Annotated in this window: 18 protein-coding genes and 1 pseudogene; 13 read left to right on the plus strand and 6 right to left on the minus strand. The window is 48.6% G+C overall.

The features are described 5' to 3' along the window. Positions 1–196: 196 nt before the first annotated feature. Positions 197–784: an HMA2 domain-containing protein gene (locus IQ234_RS13400; protein ID WP_193957457.1), complete on the minus strand. Its 588-nt coding sequence runs from the start codon at positions 782–784 to the stop codon at positions 197–199. A gap of 137 nt (positions 785–921) precedes the next feature. Here IQ234_RS13400 and IQ234_RS13405 point away from each other — a divergent pair, with 137 nt between their 5' ends. After that, positions 922–1212, plus strand: a complete 291-nt coding sequence (locus IQ234_RS13405; protein WP_159294873.1) for a DUF5132 domain-containing protein — start codon at positions 922–924, stop codon at positions 1210–1212. Between the two features lie 494 nt (positions 1213–1706). On the opposite strand, the gene IQ234_RS13410 is transcribed toward IQ234_RS13405, so the two are convergent. Both IQ234_RS13410 and IQ234_RS13415 read right to left on the minus strand, forming a co-directional pair. Next, complete coding sequence (locus IQ234_RS13410; protein ID WP_193957458.1) at positions 1707–2699, minus strand: HMA2 domain-containing protein; 993 nt, start codon at positions 2697–2699, stop codon at positions 1707–1709. A gap of 136 nt (positions 2700–2835) precedes the next feature. Continuing rightward, positions 2836–2985 carry a hypothetical protein gene (locus tag IQ234_RS13415; protein ID WP_185240042.1) on the minus strand — a complete coding sequence of 50 codons (150 nt, stop codon included), beginning with the start codon at positions 2983–2985 and terminating at the stop codon, positions 2836–2838. Between the two features lie 92 nt (positions 2986–3077). Between IQ234_RS13415 and IQ234_RS21965 the strand changes: the two are divergent. The 8 genes and pseudogenes from IQ234_RS21965 to IQ234_RS13455 form a co-directional block, all read left to right on the plus strand. Beyond that, positions 3078–3260 (plus strand): annotated as a pseudogene (locus IQ234_RS21965) (transposase); the annotation flags it as partial. Positions 3261–3373: 113 nt separating this feature from the next. After that, positions 3374–4753, plus strand: coding sequence for an MFS transporter (locus tag IQ234_RS13425; protein ID WP_193957459.1), 1380 nt, complete (start codon positions 3374–3376; stop codon positions 4751–4753). 216 nt (positions 4754–4969) lie between these two features. Continuing rightward, the gene (locus IQ234_RS13430; RefSeq protein ID WP_193957460.1) at positions 4970–6088 is read left to right on the plus strand and encodes a DUF2235 domain-containing protein; all 1119 of its coding nucleotides are present in this window, start codon (positions 4970–4972) and stop codon (positions 6086–6088) included. Between the two features lie 310 nt (positions 6089–6398). Continuing rightward, entirely contained in the window at positions 6399–7256 is an 858-nt protein-coding gene (ripC, locus tag IQ234_RS13435) for an itaconate degradation C-C-lyase RipC (RefSeq protein WP_193957461.1), read from the plus strand. Between the two features lie 39 nt (positions 7257–7295). Further along, positions 7296–7823 carry a (R)-specific enoyl-CoA hydratase RipB/Ich gene (gene ripB, locus IQ234_RS13440; RefSeq protein ID WP_193957462.1) on the plus strand — a complete coding sequence of 176 codons (528 nt, stop codon included), beginning with the start codon at positions 7296–7298 and terminating at the stop codon, positions 7821–7823. Positions 7824–7849: 26 nt separating this feature from the next. Next, positions 7850–9172 (plus strand): acetyl-CoA hydrolase/transferase family protein, encoded by a 1323-nt coding sequence (locus IQ234_RS13445; RefSeq protein WP_228008525.1) that lies wholly within the window; start codon positions 7850–7852, stop codon positions 9170–9172. 28 nt (positions 9173–9200) lie between these two features. After that, the gene (locus tag IQ234_RS13450) at positions 9201–10883 is read left to right on the plus strand and encodes an alpha-keto acid decarboxylase family protein (RefSeq protein WP_193957463.1); all 1683 of its coding nucleotides are present in this window, start codon (positions 9201–9203) and stop codon (positions 10881–10883) included. An 88-nt stretch (positions 10884–10971) separates the two neighbouring features. Next, positions 10972–11526: a YbhB/YbcL family Raf kinase inhibitor-like protein gene (locus IQ234_RS13455; RefSeq protein ID WP_193957464.1), complete on the plus strand. Its 555-nt coding sequence runs from the start codon at positions 10972–10974 to the stop codon at positions 11524–11526. Positions 11527–11887: 361 nt separating this feature from the next. On the opposite strand, the gene IQ234_RS13460 is transcribed toward IQ234_RS13455, so the two are convergent. Continuing rightward, entirely contained in the window at positions 11888–12544 is a 657-nt protein-coding gene (locus tag IQ234_RS13460) for a hypothetical protein (RefSeq protein WP_228008526.1), read from the minus strand. A 36-nt stretch (positions 12545–12580) separates the two neighbouring features. On the opposite strand from IQ234_RS13460, the gene IQ234_RS13465 reads away from it, so the two are divergent. After that, positions 12581–12754 carry an FAD/NAD(P)-binding protein gene (locus IQ234_RS13465; protein ID WP_265578481.1) on the plus strand — a complete coding sequence of 58 codons (174 nt, stop codon included), beginning with the start codon at positions 12581–12583 and terminating at the stop codon, positions 12752–12754. Positions 12755–13203: 449 nt separating this feature from the next. On the opposite strand, the gene IQ234_RS13470 is transcribed toward IQ234_RS13465, so the two are convergent. Continuing rightward, positions 13204–14127, minus strand: a complete 924-nt coding sequence (locus tag IQ234_RS13470) for a TauD/TfdA dioxygenase family protein (RefSeq protein WP_193957465.1) — start codon at positions 14125–14127, stop codon at positions 13204–13206. A gap of 94 nt (positions 14128–14221) precedes the next feature. Next, positions 14222–15766 carry an iron uptake porin gene (locus tag IQ234_RS13475; RefSeq protein WP_193957466.1) on the minus strand — a complete coding sequence of 515 codons (1545 nt, stop codon included), beginning with the start codon at positions 15764–15766 and terminating at the stop codon, positions 14222–14224. Between the two features lie 509 nt (positions 15767–16275). On the opposite strand from IQ234_RS13475, the gene IQ234_RS13480 reads away from it, so the two are divergent. Genes IQ234_RS13480 through IQ234_RS13490 form a run of 3 tightly spaced genes read left to right on the plus strand, consistent with a single transcriptional unit; the run spans position 16276 to position 19038 of the window. Then, entirely contained in the window at positions 16276–17109 is an 834-nt protein-coding gene (locus IQ234_RS13480) for an ABC transporter permease (RefSeq protein WP_193957467.1), read from the plus strand. A 32-nt stretch (positions 17110–17141) separates the two neighbouring features. Further along, the gene (locus IQ234_RS13485) at positions 17142–18200 is read left to right on the plus strand and encodes an aliphatic sulfonate ABC transporter substrate-binding protein (RefSeq protein WP_193957468.1); all 1059 of its coding nucleotides are present in this window, start codon (positions 17142–17144) and stop codon (positions 18198–18200) included. Between the two features lie 13 nt (positions 18201–18213). Beyond that, positions 18214–19038 (plus strand): ABC transporter ATP-binding protein, encoded by an 825-nt coding sequence (locus IQ234_RS13490; protein WP_193957469.1) that lies wholly within the window; start codon positions 18214–18216, stop codon positions 19036–19038. The last annotated feature ends 189 nt before the right edge of the window (positions 19039–19227 follow it).

Raw genomic sequence — 19227 nt, forward strand, 5'->3', positions numbered from 1 at the left:
GGTGTGGGGTGTGGGGTTTTATCGATTTTCAGGACGTTCGGCGAAGCTCAGTCGAGCCGTGGTCAACTACCTAATTTTCAGGGAAAAAGTCCAGGAATTTTCCCCCCGATCCCCGCAATGACTGGCACTTTTTGAGGGGAAAAAAGTCTAAAAGTCTTATCCAACAAAGTTTTTAGATTTATTCAGCCAATCTTAATTAGGAGCAAGCTAGGAAGCAGAAATGGGACAGGATCAAAAAGGGCGTTCCTGGTAGCAGGGGCAAGATCACCCCAGCAATTCCTACGATCAAACTGGCAATGGCGATCGCCTTGAGAATTTCTTTTCCTATTCCTTCATATCCAGTCAAAAAGTTTTGCAGTTCCCCAGAGAACTGGTCCCAAAAACTCCCTAACTCAGCTTCTAAGGCTTCTAGAGCGGCAGTTGGCAAGAGGGCGAGGGAATCTGCCTGTTGAACGAGGGCTAAAATTGCTGCCTGCTGTTCGGACTCCGAACCGGGGTGACTCTGATAGTTGATGATCACGCAACTTGCCGCCGGATTGATGCGGACTTCCCCAATCCAAGGGAGGGACTGGAGGGCATAAGTCAGTTTCTCGCTATATGTGGTATCTCCAGCCAGTTTGGGGATGCCCAGGCGAAGGCGCCCCGGCAGCGAGTGCAGCACTTGGCAGTCAATTTTTGGCTGGTGGGCGATCTCGCGTAGCGAGCGCGTTGCGACCGGCAGGACTTGAGCGTTGCTTAGGTTAGTCTGAAGGTTTAATTCAAGGGTTGCGAGTGCTGGAGTCATTTTCTTTTCTTGCTTTCTCTACCGATCGGGATTGTCAAACATTGCTATGTCCAACTTTAAACCAAATTAATTTAGTTTGACCTTTTAGACTGAAGGGTTTTTTGATACCCTAGAAGTGATCAAATAGCGAGGCAATCATGGAAGAGTTACTATTATTAGGTGCTGGGGCTGTGGCTGTCCTAGTTGTTGCTCCCATCGTCGGAGCTGCTGTCAACCCTGAACTAGGTAAATCCATCTCAGATTCTGGTCGCGACTTGATTAAAGGTGGCCTTAAATTTGGCATGGAAACAACGGAAAAACTACAAAGTTCCTTTGCCGAAGCGACCGAATCCTGGAACGATCTCGTGGCCGAAGCTAAATCGGAAGTGGATACTAGGAAAGCTGCCGAGCAGCCACCTCGGGAAGTAGAAATTATTTCCGAAAGCTAACTTGAGTCCAAAAATGCCGACTGACCGACAACAATTGCCTACCCGGTGTCAGACATTGAGTTGCCAGTGGTTCGAGGATATTCAGCGGCTCTCTCCTCTGTTAGTCGGTCGATTTCTCTTGTCCCTGACAGCTTATGCAGCCTGACTGCTTTACGCTCTATTCACGCAGCAGGCAGCGGACGCAACACTGGCACGGAACTTGAAAAACCAGATGTAGCAGATTTTCGGTTTTGGCTTTTGTTTCATTCCTTCGGTAAAACCGAGGTTCTTCACCTGACATTCACAGTCAACCTCTTGCATAATTAGGGTTTGCGGCAAAAAGTTTTTCCTGGGGTGTGGGGAGATGGGGAAGCTGTCTCATCACCCCAAAACCCTATCACCCTATCTCCTCCCGACTACTGACTCCGTTCGGACCTCGGCGTGAGCTTTTGTCGAACGCTGAGCTCACGGCCGAAGCCTAACCCTAACAACAATTTCTGATTTTTACCAGAGGTCTAATTTACTGATCCTGACTGGGCAATGGCTTGAAAAAGTCTCTGTTGAAATGTTGCCTCTGAGAGGGTGGGTGCGTAGCTAATCGCCACTGAAGCGGCATCTGGATTGATTTGGATTTCTTGCACGCCGGCTAGGGACTGAAGGCGCTGGCGCAACCGCTCGGCGTAGGACAGATCTTGGCGCAGGCGAGGAATCCGCAGTCGCACCCGCCCGGCAATAGCATGGATGATTTCGGTATCTGTGGGAAGGCTTGCGGGAGATTGAATTTTCTGGCGTACCTTGGGCGAGATACAGAAGCCTTCTTGGGCTTCTAGATAACTAAGCAGGTCCACCAAGTCATTGTGTACGGCGATTAGGCGATCGCATCCTTGCAGCTGCTCAACCCGCTCGGCGCTGTCGATGACCTGGATCGTTTTGATGACATTCTGATACATAGGGCGATCTTTTTGGATATCGTCTCTCAGTTCTGTGGCAAATTGATAGAGGGAGATAGCTTCAAGCTCAGGGTAGATCGATTCAGCTTGCCCAAAGACTTTAACGAATGTCTGTCCCAGAGATCTCTGTTCTGAGAAGGAAAAATAGAAAGTGTCTCCAGCAAAGTCCTCGCGGTTGGCAAAAGTCCTGATAATTTTGCTAATCAGTTCGATCGCCTTTTTGTCTCTGGTGTAGGGACCGTACCGATAGACGTACCAGTACCAGCCAAAGAATTTCACCAGGACATAGAGGAGTTCTAAGGCTTCGGGAGAACCGATTTCATCGGTTTCGGGATATTCCCGTTTAAAAAATTCCAACTCTTGCTGATTGATGATGCCGTCAAGTCGGACTTGCAATTCCTGAGCGGCGAACAAGAAGGGATTAATGTACAGAGCGGCGATCTGATTTCGTTTCTGCGTTCTTTCCTCCTTTTGTTGCTCGCTCCAAGTCCAAACTGTCCAGACGGCTGTGGCAGTTGCCGAAAGTACCGATAAGACGATGCCCAGTGTTGCTTCCATGTTCCACTATTCCAATATTTATTAGGTTGGAGACTACATTCTCAGTTGCAAACTTGCCCACTTAGCTCGATAGGCAGTGTCCCCCTGAGATAGATGTCAGTATTTATAGTAATAAGGTTTGTCAGGAGCCGCCAGATTATCTGCGGCAAATGGCTGATTGCCGATCAATTGGATCGGCAAAAGGCGCACTACAGTTAGCCCATTTAACAAAATCAATGTCAAAAATGACAATAGCGGCGAATATTGTGCCGGCTCCCGCAGCAAAGGCGATCACAGCCATTATCATCTGATTTTTCTTCACCCTAGCTCCTTAATTGGGCTAATTCAAGCCTGAATTGCATCAATGTCTAATTTGCTTTCGTAGAATATCTCATTCGGGGTAGGATAGTCAAGGCATTTTCGAGGACGATTGTTAATAGACCTCTTGTAGAAATCAAAAATATTCCGTTAGTCGAGGGAATCAAAAATACACTTAAACTAATAAAACTGAGAGGCTATGGCTTGAGAAACTTTCAGAATTTTTGGGTTAGAAGTATGTTGTCTTGGCATCTTGTATGTTGATATAGCATAGCCAGTAACGAGTATCCAAAAATTTTAATCTTAAATTAAATCAGCCTTAAACTCAATTTAAATCTAACCAGCTATTAAAACTATAGTTTTAATAGCTCTATCCTATGAAAAGCCTACAAAGTTATATCGATGAAACTCCTCCTCGTCCCCTAAGTTTGATGCAATGGCGCATCTGGATTTTGGCGGCTACTGGCAAGTTTTTTGAAGGCATGGTCATCTTTCTGACTGGAGTTGCTATTCCCTTAATTGAGCAAGATTTTAACTTAGCATCAGCCCTAAAAGGTTCAGTTGCCGCCGCAACGCTTTTGGGGATTTTGGTGGGGGCTTCCCTATTCGGAAATTTAGCGGATCGCCTGGGACGAAAGTTAGTTTTCGTATCTGAAATGGCGATTTTTACTGTTTTTGTCAGTTTAACAGCGATCGCTTGGAATGTTCCCTCTCTGATTTTCTTTTTATTTTGCGTTGGGGTTGCTCTTGGGGCAGACTATCCCACAGCCCATCTGATCATTTCTGAGTCAATTCCTAGTAGTTTTAGGGGCAGAATGGTATTAGGGGCTTTTGCTTTTCAATCAATTGGTTCCCTAGGCGGAGTCTTAATCGGATTACTGGTACTGCGGATTAACCCTGAAGTAGGGGCTTGGCATTGGATGTACGCCAGTTTAGTTATTCCTGGAATTATTGTTTTTTTATTGAGGACAGGAATCCCAGAAAGTGCCCATTGGTTAATATCTCACAATCGCCAAGAGGATGCTCAACGCTCTGCTAAAGTTTTACTGCAACGCCCAGTTGAGCTTGCGGACTTAGTAGAGAGAATCGGCCAGCAACGCAAGCAAAAATACAAGCTTTTGTTTTCCCCTCGCTATCTCAGAGCAACTATATTAGCGGCTGTTCCTTGGTTTTTGCAGGATCTAGCCACCTACGGCATTGGTATTTTTACCCCAACGATTTTAGCAACCCTATTTACCAAAACTCAGCCTAATTTTATTTTCAAAGATATGGTAGCAGCGGAAGGTTCTGGAGCAATTGATCTGTTCTTACTGATTGGATTTCTTGCCTCGATTTCTTTAGTTGATAAAGTCGGACGGATTCCCTTACAAATTGTTGGCTTTATTGGCTGTGGCTTAGGATTAGGAATTGCTTCCCTAGCGGCAGAAACTATTCCAGAAGGTCATCAATTAAAAGTATTTCTTATATTTGGCGGCTTTATCATCTTTAATTTTATGACAAATCTCGGACCCAATGCCATGACCTATGTTTTAGCGGGGGAGATATTTCCCGTACAAATTCGTGGGTTAGGTGCTGGTTTTGCCGCCTCTTTTGCGAAAGTCGGAGCAGTTACTACTGCTTTTTTCTTTCCGATTCTCAGGGAACAAATTGGTACGTCTAACCTTTTACATGGTTTAGTTATCACTTCTCTTTTTGGGGCGTTGGTTACTTTTATCTTTCGCATTGAACCCAATGGTAAAAGTTTGGAAAATGTTTAGGATAATGAACACAATCATTAGAAACTATTACGCTCTATTCTAAAGACGAGTCGGAGTGGCGATGCCTCGACTTAGTTCAACTATCTGAACGATTACGATTTATATTAACCATTGACCGCAAAAAGTCCTTGACTATAGTAGTCCCCATGAGGTATTTTTTAGTCAGCGCAGTGCCAGTGGAGTTCAAACTTAAACTGGTTTTAGTTACGGAGATAAATGACCATGAGTCAAAAGGATGCTATCCAATCTGTTGATACAACCAAGAAAAAACGTTTGGTTGTTTGTTGTGATGGTACTTGGAATGAATTAGCAACTTCCTATCCTACGAATGTCGTCAAATTTGCCCGCTTAGTGAAATACACCGCCGATGATCAAACCCCACAAATGGCTCATTATATATCAGGATGTGGCACAGCAGAAGACGCTGATTTAATCGAGCGTTTAGGCGGGGGGGCTTTTGGTTGGGGAATTGACAGAATTATTCAAGAGGCCTATCGCTTTTTATGTATGAATTATGACGTAGAAGCTGAAGACGAAATTTACCTAGTTGGCTTTAGTCGCGGAGCCTATACAGTTCGTTGTTTAGCAGGTATGATCTATAACTGTGGTTTATTGAGCCGTTCCAAGATCCGGGAATTGCCTAAAGCTTATGAGCTTTATCGAAATTCTAAAATTAAGCCAAATGATCCAGAATCTCAAAAATTCCGGGAAGATAACTCCAAAAAGATAGATAGCGAAAAAGATTATTTACAAGGTCGTGTACCGATCAAAATGTTAGGGTGCTGGGATACGGTGGGAGCATTAGGTGTTCCTGATCTAACGCCTTGGCTACCCTTGGCTAAACTCTGGAATCGGAAGTATGAATTTTTCGATGCTAGACTAAGTCCGATTGTAGAAAATGCCTTTCATGCAGTTGCCATTGATGAGAAACGCAGGGGTTTTCCCTCGTCCGCCATGGAGAGAAGTGATAAAAATCCTGAACAAGTAGTCAAAGAAGTTTTCTTTGCCGGTGAACATGGCTGTATTGGTGGAGGAACTGAAGAATATCGAGGGCTATCGGACTATACTTTACAATGGATAATCCACGAGGCTAAAAAGTTAGGATTGGAGTTTGATTCAACTGAAAATTATAGTGAAGAATTTCAGATTAAACCAGATCCAATGACTAAATTTGATAATCGCGTGACTGGTGTGTATGCTTTAGCTGGCGAGGAATGGCGACCGATAGAATCTTCAAAGGTTGCCCTTCATTATAGTGTGGTCGAACGACTTAAGGCTGATCCCAATTATCGTCCTCAAAATCTAGCTCCTCTGCTTAATAATTTGCTGCCCTAATTTAGACATTTTCAAATTTGGCAACCCCCAAGTTTTGAGGTACACTTCACATTGACGCAAAACAAGACCCCGGTATTAAACCTCTTGCATAATTAATTTTTCAGGGTTCAAAAACGGCAAAAATAAGTATTAAATGTTATAAAGTCTGTAAATAGACTATTTAACTGATTATCATTCATTCTTAATTCTCCTGACTACTGACTACTGGCTACTGACTCCGTTCGGACCTCGGCGTGAGCTTTTGTCGAACGCTGAGCTCACGGCCGAAGCCTAACCCTAACAACAATTTTTGATTTTTACAAGAGGTCTAATGTTACATCAATCGCAGAAATCGATTCTAGCCCTAAAAAGCTGGCTGTTCACACCCGCGACCAAGTCGGACCGATTCTCCCGTGCTGCGGAGGTAAAGGCCGATGCCCTGATTATTGATCTTGAAGACGCAGTGGCTCCCAGCGCCAAGGAGGAGGCCCGCCTAGCAGCGCTGCGCTATCTTGGGGAGATATCCTCGGATCACCTCCCCTGTGCCCTCCGCGTCAATTCTCCCGACACAAGGTTTGGACTCGACGACCTTCAGGCTCTCTTGCTTTCACCCGCCGAACCCGACTATTTAATTCTACCGAAATGCGACTCCTCCGCACTCATCAGCCTGGTGGGAAACCTGTTGCGAGAGGCCAATAAATCGACGCAGGTGATTGCGCTGATTGAGAGTACCAAGGCGATTGGGTCCTTGGCCGAGATGGTTAGCGGCCAAGTCAGGCCGGCCGCCTTTATCTTCGGTGCTGCGGATATGGCTGCGGACCTGGGTGCAGAAACCGCTTGGGAGCCACTACTGTGGGTGAGGTCATCCCTGATCCATGCGGCCGCGTCCGCTGGGATTGCCGCTTTCGACTCCCCCTATTTTGATATTGCGGATGCGGAAGGTCTGAAGCAGGAGACAAAAGCATCAGTAAACTTGGGATTTCACGGCAAATGTGCAATCCACCCCGTACAAATTGCCACCATCAATGAGGTCTTGACCCCAACAGAACAACAAATAGCCAAAGCACAACAGATCCTTACCGTCAACCGTCAAGGGGTTGGTGCTGTTGAGGGGCAAATGGTGGATGAAGCGGTTGCCCGTAAAGCAAGGCTTGTTCTGGAACGAGCCGGTATTGCAGCTGAGGAATAGTTTTGTTAATCTAAGGTGTCCAGAAACCGGGAAAAAAAAATGGAAAATATGCTGTCAGCGTACCGAGAAATCGCACCAAATCGCTATCGTGAGACCAACGGTCTTTACTACGAAGATTTTCAAGTTGGTGATGTGTTCGAGCACCGTCCCGGTAGGACGATTACAGATGTGGACAACATCTGGATGACCTTGCTGACGATGAATATACAACCGGTTCATTTTGATGCCGCCTACGCCGGTCAAACAGAGTGGAAGAAGATGCTGGTGGATAGCACCTTCACCCTTGCCCTTCTCACTGGTATGAGCGTTAGGACCGTCAGTGCTAAAGTTGTAGCCAATCTGGGTTGGAATAACGTCAAAGCGACACATCCAGTCTTTGCCGGGGACACACTCTATGCAGAATCCACTGTGCTGTCCAAGCGTGAGTCAAAGAGTCGGCCGACCCAGGGAATTGTCACCGTTTCAACGCGAGGCGTGAACCAGGAAGGTGTAGAAGTGATGAGCTTCGAGCGGACGATGCTGATTTACAAACGCGGTCACTCACCGGAAGCCGCAGCAAATTATTGATTAGTTAAGACTTCTTCGGGAGAAAAATGATGGCTTACGAGAACCAATATCAGGCCAAGCTTACGGACAGTCACACTGCTATGGAGCAGATTAGTAGTGGCAGCATTGTTGGTATCGGTCAGGCAGCTTGCCAACCACCGGCGCTGATGGAAGCACTAGCGGCTAGGGCAGAAGCCGGGTTGATCGATGATGTGAAAGTGTATTATATGCACGCAGAAGAACCCATGCAGCGATCGCTGCTGCGCTACGAATTGATGGGCCGCATCAAACCCTATTCCATGTTCATGCAGAAAGCCGAGCGCGACCTGATTAAAAAAGGACAAGAAGACGGCGATCGCAAGGTTGTCTTTTATGTGCCGAATTCTTTCAGCCAATCGGTGCGGTTCTTTAGCGATCACATCCATCTGGACACCTTTCTAGTAACCGTGTCACCCATGGACAGTAACGGCTATTTCACCTTCGGAACCAATAACGATTACACCAGCAGCGCCGCCAGGGCAGCTAAACGGCTGATCGTGGAAGTCAACCAGAATATGCCCCGGGTTTTCGGGCGCTCCTTATTGCATATTTCCGAAGTAGATACCATCGTAGAACATCATGTTCCGTTGCCAATGCTGAAACCTCGACCGGTCACGGAGCAAGAGAGGAAGATTGGCCAGTTGATCGCAGAACGGATTCCCGAACACGCCTGTCTGCAAATCGGCGTGGGTGGAGTACCTAGCGGAGTCTGCGAGGCGCTAATGGATCGGCAGGATCTCGGCATTCATACTGAGGTACTCGTTCCTGCTTTGGCAAGCCTGATTCAGAACGGTGTTGTCACCAACAAATGGAAAAAAATCAACCCAGGCAAATCTGTCTTCACCTTTGCCATGGGAGATGAAGCATTCTACAACTTTATTAATGATAATATCTCGCTGGAAAGTCATCCTGTCAATTATGTGAATGACCCGGCTGTGATTGCCCAAAATGACAATGTGGTGTCGGTAAATTCCACAATTGAAATGGACTTAACCGGAGCTTGCAATTCGGAATATGTTGGCGGTCATCAGTTTACCTCAACCGGTGGCCAGTTGGATTTCGTCCGGGGGGCCTATGCCTCGAAGGGCGGTATGTCCTTTATCGCCTTCCAGTCTTCAATCAAGGATGGCAAGATCAGTAAGATCGTTCCTCGGCTTTCTGGGCCAGTCACGACACCCCGCACCGATGTTCACTATGTGGTCACTGAAAACGGTGTTGTGGATCTCAAGGGACTCTCCTCAACCGAAAGGGCGGAGTCTTTGATCGGACTGGCGGATCCAGCGTTTCGAGACGAACTCACCGCCGCTGCCAAGTCAATGCACTTGATCTAGTGATTTTTATTCAGATTAGGACTAAGTAATGAGCAATTACAATGTTGGGACTTACCTGGCAGAACGTTTGGTTCAGATAGGAGTAAAACATCATTTCGTAGTCCCAGGTGACTACAATCTCGTCTTGCTGGACCAGTTGCTGAAAAACCAGAATCTTTTGCAGGTAGGTTGCTGCAACGAATTGAACTGCGGCTTTGCGGCGGAAGGGTACGCTCGGGCCAATGGAGTAGGAGTCGCTGTCGTGACTTACAGCGTTGGCGCCCTCTCGGCCCTGAATGCCATCGGCGGTGCCTATGCTGAGAACCTACCCGTCATCCTGGTGTCGGGCGCACCCAATACCAACGACTACTCGACCGGTCATCTGCTGCACCATACGATGGGAACGCAAGATTTAAAATATATGTTGGAAATCGCTAGGAAGCTCACCTGTGCGGCGGTTTCCATAACATCCGCCGAAGATGCCCCGGAGCAGATCGACCACGTTATCCGAACGGCGTTACGGGAGCAAAAACCAGCCTATATCGAGATTGCCTGCAATATTGCCGCGGCCCCCTGTGCTTCCCCCGGTCCAGTGAGCGCAATCATCAATGAGGCCCCGAGCGACGCAGAAACTTTGGCAGCGGCGGTGAGCGCAGCAGCAGAATTTCTACATAGCAAGCAGAAACCGGTACTTTTGATCGGCAGCCAGCTACGGGCTGCCAAAGCCGAGAAAGAGGCGATCGAACTGGCCGAGGCGCTCGGTTGTTCCGTTGCGGTCATGGCCGCCGCCAAGAGCTTTTTCCCGGAAGAGCATCCTCAGTACGTTGGTACTTACTGGGGAGAAATTAGTTCTCCCGGCACGAGCGCGATTGTCGATTGGTCGGACGGTGTAGTTTGCTTAGGAGCGGTTTTCAACGACTATTCGACCGTCGGCTGGACTGCGATGCCCAGTGGTCCGACTGTACTGAACGCCAACAAAGATAGTGTCAAATTTGACGGGTATCATTTCAGCGGGATTCATCTGCGCGACTTTCTCTCTTGCTTGGCACGAAAGGTGGAGAAGCGCGATGCGACTATGGCCGAATTTGCACGCTTCCGCTCTCAGTCTGTGCCGGTCGAGCCTGCTAGGTCTGAGGCCAAGCTCTCGAGGATCGAGATGCTCAGGCAGATCGGGCCTTTAGTCACTGCCAAGACTACGGTGTTCGCCGAGACTGGTGATTCCTGGTTCAATGGCATGAAATTACAGCTGCCCACTGGGGCCCGCTTCGAGATCGAGATGCAATGGGGCCATATCGGATGGTCGATCCCGGCCGCTTTCGGCTATGCCCTGGGTGCGCCGGAGCGACAGATTATCTGCATGATTGGTGACGGCTCTTTTCAGCTTACTGCCCAGGAGGTGGCGCAGATGATCAGACAGAAGCTGCCGATCATCATTTTCCTCGTCAACAATCATGGCTACACGATCGAGGTTGAAATTCACGATGGCCCCTATAACAACATTAAGAACTGGGACTACGCAGGGTTAATCAAAGTATTCAACGCCGAAGATGGGGCGGGCCAGGGCCTCCTCGCTACCACCGCCGGGGAACTGGCCCAGGCGATCGAGGTAGCTCTGGAAAACCGCGAGGGACCGACGCTCATTGAATGCGTTATTGATCGCGATGATGCCACTGCTGATCTGATCTCATGGGGTAGGGCTGTTGCGGTGGCGAACGCCCGCCCTCATCGCTGATCCCTAGAAAACGGGTTTCTCCGAGAAACCCGTTTTCTTCCCCAGTGAGATTGTCCCCTATCTTAATCCAGAGCGAAGGAGTAATTTTATGTTTAAAGCAGAGATTGTTGCCGTCTTGATTGCATTGGGTGGTTTTAGCTTGGGCGCTCAAGCTATGACATTAATTAGCCCAACAATTGAAAACGGTAAATCATTACAAAATGCACAAATCTATAATGGATGGGGATGTACTGGTAAAAATGAATCTCCCGCTTTGAAATGGAGCGATGTTCCCAAAGGAACTAAGAGTTTTGCTATCACTATGTATGATCCTGATGCACCAACAGGAAGCGGTTGGTGGCATTGGGTGGTCGTCAACATCCCGGCAGATGTGCGTAGTTTACCAGAAAATGCTGGCGTGAAAGACAGTAAAAAGCTTCCTCAAGGGACGATTCAATTGCGGAATGACTTCGGCTACAACGGCTTTGGTGGTGCTTGCCCACCGGAAGGCTCAAAACCCCATAACTATCAAATTACTGTTTACGCATTAAATATATCTAAACTAGATATTCCCCCCAATGCTTCCCCTGCATACGCTGGCTTTTTCATTTTGCAACATAAAATCGGAGAGGCTCGTTTAACAGCACCAACAAATGCGCGTTAATAACATCTTGACCACGGCTGGTGGGTTTGTCCCTTTTTGCCAAAATACAAGGAGGCAGCTAACTCGGATTCAGGACAATAGACCTCTTGCATAAATCCGAAAACAAACGATAGAAACAATAATGGGAGGGACTTTCAGTTAATTATTTATTAGTAGTTGATAATCTTCAAAAATGTTGCTGTACAAGGATCGACTTAAGACTTTTGCAAGAGGTCTAATCTGTAAAGCTCTCGGCGAAAGCCTCAAGCAAGGTTCTGAAGACGAGTGGTCGGGGCGACTCGATCGCTTAGTTGAACATCTGAGCCTCGGCATACCTCAAAATCTCCCTATTGTCAAGTAGTTTAATTGTTCTGTGGGTTGGTTAATCTGTTTTGCTATCAGCAGCTTCGGTGGGTTTAGCCTCGGCAGGGGCTACCTCTTGATGGTGATGGAGAAAATCCTTGGGAGCGAATTTTCCGGCAAACTTGCCCACCTGACCGCCGATCGCTTTGCCCATATTACCAGTAATCCCACCTAATAACCCATTATCAACGAAATCCCCCGCCACTTCGCCCAGGGTTTTCCCTGCCTGCTCTAAGCTTTTGTTTTCAAAGGCGGCTTCAATTTCATGTAACTCATTTGGTTTCTCTGGCTTTTGCTCTCCTGGATGCAGCATCTGATGAGAAAGATGACTGGCTTCATATCCTGCCAATACATCCCCAACCAGTCCGCCTACCTGAGCACCAGCGATCACGCCTACTGGGCCTAATACTGCCCCAACAGTACCTCCAATTACCTCTCCGGCGGTGGCACCTGCCATGCCACCTGCCATGCCTGCGCCCATATCCACCAGTTTGGTAGGATGTTCGCTGATCTGTTGCACATTGTCCTTAACACTGTCAATTGCTTGATCAGCCAACTGATTTACCTGTTTTATCCCTTGGTCAACCTGATGCTTGAAATCACCCATAATCCCTGGCAAAAAACTAAGTTGCACTGATGATTTTAGCAAAATTTGTGAAATGGTTATCAGACACAATTTCCCTGTCACCTACTGAACGTACCGGCTGGCAAAATGAGTGCCTTTGTCGATGAACCAGCGCACTTCTTGAACTGGCTGCATCAGAACGGGCAGAAAAAAGTGACAGCATCCACCTTCGTGCCGCGCCAGATTTATGGAGATTACGTGCAGGCGCTCTTGAAGGAAGCAAGGGGGAAAGCTCCTGCTTATATAGGGCTTGCTGAATAATGGTAAAACCCTTTTAAAATAAGGCTTTTGACCTGTTAAAGTCCGATGTTCATGCTGCGAAAATAGGATTGGGACTTTCAAAAACCTTGCATTATCCTTCTTGTAGTACATCAATTGGTACAAAAAACAAGGGCAACAAAGCCTGAAACGACCGGCTACTGACGACCGGCTACTGACTCCTACCCCCAGGAAAAACTTTTTCAGCAGACCCTATATACAGTTAGAGCAAAACTGCCCCCAATGGTGCCCTCATTGATGCTGGTGAAAAGGTCTCCCAACGGCTTTATACCTTGGGAACGCTACGCAATGGTAATCTCTGGGAATCCATTGCCGTTCCCGAAATCCGGGTACAGGCCTTGCCCTGAGCTACGCCGAAGGGTGCTAATCTCGCCGAGGAGATTCTACAATCCCTGTCGCTCAAGCCGATGAATAGGTTTGAGTCAGTTTAGTCAAGCGCTGTCTTTGTTTTGGGAAACGGGAATATAATCGCTAACGTCTCCCGTAACCACACCACCACGCTGCCCGTCAATACTGAGCGGAACATCACCCACGATGGTGATCCGTTGCACCCGACGGGGACGATCGCCATAGTCCGCAATCGCATAATGCTGGGTAGAACGATTATCCCAAAAAGCGATATCCCCCACTTGCCAACGCCAACGTACCGTGTTTTCCGGACGGGTGACGTAGGATTGCAAAAGTTTTAGGGTATCGAAAGAATCCTCTGAAGAAAGTCCTTTAATACGACGGGCGAAGGACCCTAACATCAGTGATCGCTCACCAGATTCAGGATGAACGCGCACCGCCGGATGGATAGCCTCATAAATTGTCGATTGGAAAACCTTGGCGTAATCCCTTTTGGCTTGGGAAATCTCCACCGTAGAAGCGGCATAATCCGAGTGATTGGTATGAACGACCCACAGATGCTCAGCTAAGGCTTTCAAATGGGGTGGCAAATCTTCATATCCTGTCACCGTATTAGCCCACATCGTATCCCCTCCATATTGCGGAATAATAACCGCACGTAAAATCGAGCCTAGTGGCGGTCGTTCTACAAAAGTAACGTCGGTATGCCAAAGATCCGTATAGGCATGGTGTCGCCGATAATCTAAATCGAAAATTTCAGGGTAATCCGTTAAGTAACCGGGTACAGTGGGGTGAGCTTTTGTCAACTCGCCAAAACGACGGGCAAAAGCGATGTGACCCTTTTCGTCTAAGGTTTGTTGTCGAAAAAAAATAACTTTGTATTGAATCAACGCTTTACGGATCTCTGCGATTAGATCATCGCTCGGATTTTGACTCAGATCGATGCCAACGATCTCGGCTCCAATTCGCCCAGCGATCGGTTGAATATTGAAATAGTTGAAACCCATAGATTTATCCTCCAGTTCCTAGTTCTCACCGCCTCAGATCGGTGACTTAAATACGAAAAATGCAAGAGCAAATGGGGCGATAACGGGATGTCTTTTAGAAAGTAAACGTGGTTCTGACTGTCCCGATGATCCCGTCGGGATTTCCCGCATCCTGGTTAGGCGCGGTGATCCAGATCACCCCCGGCGTGATCGAGATATTCTTCGTCAATTGGTACTTATAAAACGCCTCCAGATGGAGCGAGAGATCGTTCGGGCTAGTATCTCCCCGATACGGCTCTGCGCCCACCACCAGACCACCCAAATTGCCCTCTTTCCCCAGATCAGGAAAGCCGAGTCCTAGCGCGTAGTACCAGATATCGGCACTACCGGAACCGCTAGTCCTTCGGGCGTTGGTGTAACCGAAGAAACCGTTAAGAATGACGTGGGGGTTAAACTGGAAGAAACCCGAAGCCCCGTAGGAGTTCGAGGAAACCGGCCCGCTAAAGGGCGCGTTCGCGGGAGCTGTACCGATTTTCGCCCCTCCCGTGCCGAAGTCGAAGAGAGGTCCGTCCGGTTGATAAGCGTGGACGTAGGTGAGCGCGATACCTGCGTTCGTGCCGGGCAACCAAGCTAGTTGGAACAGGGTGTTATATTCCCCGTTAAATAAACCGTTTCCCGGATTGGGATTTCCCGATGTATCGTCTCCCGCCAGATAGCCGGCGCTAATAGTAAACTGTTTGCCGATGTTGTAATTTAGACCGACTCCCGAACCCCCGCCGAGGGTATAGACGGGATTGAATTGGGCGAAGATACTGAGGGCTTTCCGGCCGTTCGTCCCTCCCCCAATCACGGGGTTAAGAGTCGGGGCGAAATCCCACCAGCGACCGCTATAGGCCGGGAGATAGACGTACAGATCGCCCACGGGAAACTCGTAGGCGAGCCAGTCGAGGACGATATCGTTGCCGTTCCCCGCCGGGAGGTTAAAGGTTTGGTTGCCCTGGGCGTTATTGGGGAATCCGGGGAATCGCAATCGGGTCGTACTACTGGCCGCCAATCGGACGGTTAAGAGGTCTTTTCCAGTAAAGCTAGACTCCAAGGATAGACGAACCCGATCTTGAAACACAAGGTTACTTCCCTGTATCGAACCTTGGAACGCGTCGGTCAGGGCAAAGATTGCTTCTCCCTTCAGTTTTGTCGTCGTCGAGAATTGATGATTTTCTAGAAAAGCGGTGCGCTGTTCGAGATTGTCGATCCTGGCACCCAAGGCCGCCAACTCGGCGGCGAATTCCTCCGCCAATCGGTTAAGCCGAACGACATCCTCGCGGGCGATCGCTACATTTTCCTGAAGTAACCGCTCGATCGTGTTCAGACAGGCGTTTAAACCCGCGGCAAACTCCCATCGCGTTAAGGCTCGATCGCCCCGAAAGGTTCTGTCGGGATAGCCAACGATACAGCCGTACCGTTCCACTAATTGTTGCAGTGCTTGATAGGCCCACGCACTCGGCGATACGTCCCGCAATTGGGAAACCGAAGTGATCTGGGCCATCGGCGGCTGGTTTTCTAAAAATTTTTCCTCGGCCCGCGACGGATTCGCGCTCGCCAGGGCCATCCCGACCAAAACCGAACCCGAAAATAATCGAACTAGAAATCCCTCGAACATACTTCTAGACTCCTTCACCGTGAATTAAATACAGTAAGTTGATAGGCATACTGTATTTATTGATTAATCGAGGAGTATGACACAAATTTCCGAGTGGTGCAAGTTTTGTCAGGATATCCAGACTCTTCCCTAGGTCGTTACATTAGTTATTATTTATGGCTGCCCGTTTACTTTTTTGAGCGTTGCTGAATTAAGGTATAAATGACAACCTTGCAACCAGCCTAAAGCTAGTCTGGGTCTAAGTTTTAAAATCCTATATAAGAAAATTCATATCTCAAACCAGCAACGCAAGAAATATTTGTCAAGTACAGTTTATACAAAATTATATGAGTTTATTTTGATCAACAAACTTGACTTTTTCGGTCGGCTTGCCGTAGGATAGTTAAATCTCGATGGATTAGCTAACTTTACGAATTTGTGATTAAGCGACACGAGAGAAATTAGCTGTATTTCGATCATTTCTTTCCGAGAAATGATCGCTCTTTTACTATCAGCCGCGAGGGAGTTGTATGGTTTTGAAACCGGAAAGGACACCCACCCGAAATCCTTCTCGAAAATCCCCGATCTATCGTTTTCTGACTCCGGAGCGAGCGATCTCTCTGGGATCGGTGCTGCTGATCTTCGCCCTCTGGTATCTCAGTACGTCTTTAGGCTGGGCCAATCCCCTGTTTCTCCCAACGCCTGCAGCGGTTTGGTCGGCGTTTGTCGATATTCTGCAAAGTGGCTACAAGGGCCACTCGCTTCTCTATCACCTTTTTCAGAGTATGTACCGACTGATGGCGGCGCTAGTGCTGGCCACTGTTACCGCCATCCCCTTGGGTATGTTATGCGGTTTCTCCAAACTGATCCGAGCAGCCCTTGACCCAATTATCGAGTTCTACCGACCGCTACCCCCCCTGGCTTACTACACCCTGTTAGTCATCTGGTTAGGCATCGAGAATCCGTCGAAAGTCGCCCTTTTATTTCTGGCCGCCTTTGCCCCACTTTTTCTAGCGGTGGTTTCCGGGGTGGAACGGATCTCGATCGACCGAATCAACGGCGCACGATCCCTCGGTGCTTCCGGCTGGCAGTTATTTGTCTATGTCATTTTCCCCTCCTGCCTGCCGGAAATTTTCACCGGATTGCGAACGGCGATCGGGGTTTCCTATTCCACCCTAGTGGCGGCCGAAATGGTCGCCGCTACTTCGGGTATCGGTTGGATGGTACTTGATGCCAGTAAATTTCTCCGCAGCGATGTCATTTTCGTCGGCATTACCATCATGGGGTTGGTCGCCATAGCGATCGACGCAGTGATCCGTTGGATAGAGAAAACCCAATTGCCCTGGATTGGTCGCGACGCGTGAGTTTTTTTTTAGTGATTGTAACGAGATATCTTATGTTATTGAAACGTCGAGAAGTATTGTTAGGTTTATTGAGTGCGAGCTTACCTTTGGTCGTCTCTAGCTGTGTCAGCGAGAAGACCGGGAGTTCTTCTAACCCGTCGTCCACCACCGCCACCGCACCCGCGGCAACCGGAACACTTCCGGAAAAAATCCGCATCGGCTATCAGGTGATACCCAATCCCGAACTACTCGCGAAAGCCTTGGGACTGGCGGACAAAGCCTTTCCTGATGCCAAGGTAGAATACATCAGCTTCGATTCGGGACGAGACGTGAACACCGCGATCGCCGCCAAGGGTATCGATTTCGGGGCGTTGGGTACGGTTCCCGCCAGCGTGGGTATCGCCAGCGGATTACCTTATCAGGTGTATTTTATCCTCGACGTGATCGGCGCGGCGGAGGCGTTGATCGTGAAGAAAGGTATCAAGTCGATCGCCGATCTCAAGGGCAAAAAAGTGGCCACTCCCTTTGGTTCCACCGCTCACTTCTCCTTGGAATCCCTATTAGCCATGGAAAATATTCCTGAGAAGGAGTTAAATATCTTAGATTTACAACCCCCAGATATCGTCGCCGCTTGGCAGCGGGGGGATATCGACGCGAGTTACGTCTGGCAACCGAATCTCAGTAAACTTCAGAAAGACGGGGGAACGGTACTGATCTCCTCGGCCGATCTGGCTAAAAAAGGCATTATCACGGCGGATCTCGGGGTAGTGCGAACGGAATTCGCCGGACAGTACCCCGACGTGGTGAAGCGATATATCGCCGTGTTGGATGAGGCGGTTAAGACATACCGGAGCGATCCAGAAAACGCGATCAAAGCTTTAGCCAAGGAACTGAATATCACGCCAGAGGAAACGGCCGCCGCAGTCAAAGAGTTGATCTGGTTGGATTCGAGCGAACAGCGATCGCCAAAATATCTGGGGACGACCGACAATCCGGGTGACTTTGCCAGAATCCTTAAGGAATCGGCCGATTTCGCGGTCAGCCAGAAAAAAATCACCAGCGCGCCCGATCTGGCCACCTTTCAAAAAAGCCTCCTTACCAAAGCCCTCTAGTTTCTGAAAGTCCATGAGTTACTCTTTTGCTGCGAAAACTATCTCCGATACCCCGAGGCGAGAAGTGATGATTTGCGAACTAGCCAACGTCGGTGTTACCTTCGGCTCAGGTAGCGAAGGAAATGAAGTCTTGCGGGACATTAATCTAAGCTTGTTCGCAGGAGATTTCGTCTGCGTGTTAGGCTCTTCTGGGTGCGGTAAGACGACGTTATTACGGGTCTTGGCTGGCTACCAACGGCCGACGACGGGAATAGTCACCGTCGCGGGGAAACGACATAGCGAACCTGATCCCGATGTGGGGGTCGTGTTTCAACGTCCTAACCTGTTCCCTTGGTTAACGATCGCCAAAAATGTCGAGTTTGGCCCAAAAATGAAAGGAGTGAGCGATCGGGAACGAAAACAAAGGGTAGCCGCCACTTTGGAGATGGTGGGACTCTCGGAAGCGGCGAATTTCTTCCCCTATCAGCTTTCTGGGGGGATGCAACAACGATCAGCGATCGCCCGTACCCTAGCCGCCGAACCAGCGATTATTCTCATGGACGAACCTTTTGGCGCACTCGACGCGCTCACCCGCGAATCGATCCAAACCCATCTCAGAGGCATTTGGCAGAGAACAGGGAAAACGATCTTTTTCATCACCCATGACGTGGAAGAGACTCTCTTACTCGCCACCCGCATCGTTGTCCTCCACGCTCGTCCCGGTCGCGTGGTTAAGGATATAGTCAATCCTTTCGCCCACCGTGACCACGAGGTAACCCCGGCTTCTTTGCGGCTATCCCTGGAATTCCTAGAGATGCGACAGAATTTGGTGGATAGTATTCGCAGCGACGAGATATAGTCACTTGATCCCTTTAGGTATTTCAATTTCTCGCTCTATTGTTCAATCATTACAGTTTATAAGTAAGTAGTTATAATTAAATTGAAGATAGATTTTGCGTCTGATCCCCCCTGTCCCCCTTGATAAGGGGGGTGCCGATCCCCCCTTAATCCCCCCTTGATAAGGGGGGTGCCGATCCCCCCTTAATAC

It is taken from the genome of Microcystis aeruginosa LEGE 91341 (assembly GCF_015206885.1).
In the GTDB taxonomy this organism is placed as follows: Bacteria; Cyanobacteriota; Cyanobacteriia; order Cyanobacteriales; family Microcystaceae; genus Microcystis; species Microcystis aeruginosa_H.

Excerpts from the sequence above, each read along its gene's own strand:
- IQ234_RS13400 (WP_193957457.1), bottom strand. The coding sequence starts at position 784 with ATGACTCCAGCACTCGCAACCCTTGAATTAAACCTTCAGACTAACCTA.
- IQ234_RS13405 (WP_159294873.1), top strand. The coding sequence starts at position 922 with ATGGAAGAGTTACTATTATTAGGTGCTGGGGCTGTGGCTGTCCTAGTT.
- IQ234_RS13410 (WP_193957458.1), bottom strand. The coding sequence starts at position 2,699 with ATGGAAGCAACACTGGGCATCGTCTTATCGGTACTTTCGGCAACTGCC.
- IQ234_RS13415 (WP_185240042.1), bottom strand. The coding sequence starts at position 2,985 with ATGATAATGGCTGTGATCGCCTTTGCTGCGGGAGCCGGCACAATATTC.
- IQ234_RS13425 (WP_193957459.1), top strand. The coding sequence starts at position 3,374 with ATGAAAAGCCTACAAAGTTATATCGATGAAACTCCTCCTCGTCCCCTA.
- IQ234_RS13430 (WP_193957460.1), top strand. The coding sequence starts at position 4,970 with ATGACCATGAGTCAAAAGGATGCTATCCAATCTGTTGATACAACCAAG.
- ripC (WP_193957461.1), top strand. The coding sequence starts at position 6,399 with ATGTTACATCAATCGCAGAAATCGATTCTAGCCCTAAAAAGCTGGCTG.
- ripB (WP_193957462.1), top strand. The coding sequence starts at position 7,296 with ATGGAAAATATGCTGTCAGCGTACCGAGAAATCGCACCAAATCGCTAT.
- IQ234_RS13445 (WP_228008525.1), top strand. The coding sequence starts at position 7,850 with ATGATGGCTTACGAGAACCAATATCAGGCCAAGCTTACGGACAGTCAC.
- IQ234_RS13450 (WP_193957463.1), top strand. The coding sequence starts at position 9,201 with ATGAGCAATTACAATGTTGGGACTTACCTGGCAGAACGTTTGGTTCAG.
- IQ234_RS13455 (WP_193957464.1), top strand. The coding sequence starts at position 10,972 with ATGTTTAAAGCAGAGATTGTTGCCGTCTTGATTGCATTGGGTGGTTTT.
- IQ234_RS13465 (WP_265578481.1), top strand. The coding sequence starts at position 12,581 with ATGAGTGCCTTTGTCGATGAACCAGCGCACTTCTTGAACTGGCTGCAT.
- IQ234_RS13470 (WP_193957465.1), bottom strand. The coding sequence starts at position 14,127 with ATGGGTTTCAACTATTTCAATATTCAACCGATCGCTGGGCGAATTGGA.
- IQ234_RS13475 (WP_193957466.1), bottom strand. The coding sequence starts at position 15,766 with ATGTTCGAGGGATTTCTAGTTCGATTATTTTCGGGTTCGGTTTTGGTC.
- IQ234_RS13480 (WP_193957467.1), top strand. The coding sequence starts at position 16,276 with ATGGTTTTGAAACCGGAAAGGACACCCACCCGAAATCCTTCTCGAAAA.
- IQ234_RS13485 (WP_193957468.1), top strand. The coding sequence starts at position 17,142 with ATGTTATTGAAACGTCGAGAAGTATTGTTAGGTTTATTGAGTGCGAGC.
- IQ234_RS13490 (WP_193957469.1), top strand. The coding sequence starts at position 18,214 with ATGAGTTACTCTTTTGCTGCGAAAACTATCTCCGATACCCCGAGGCGA.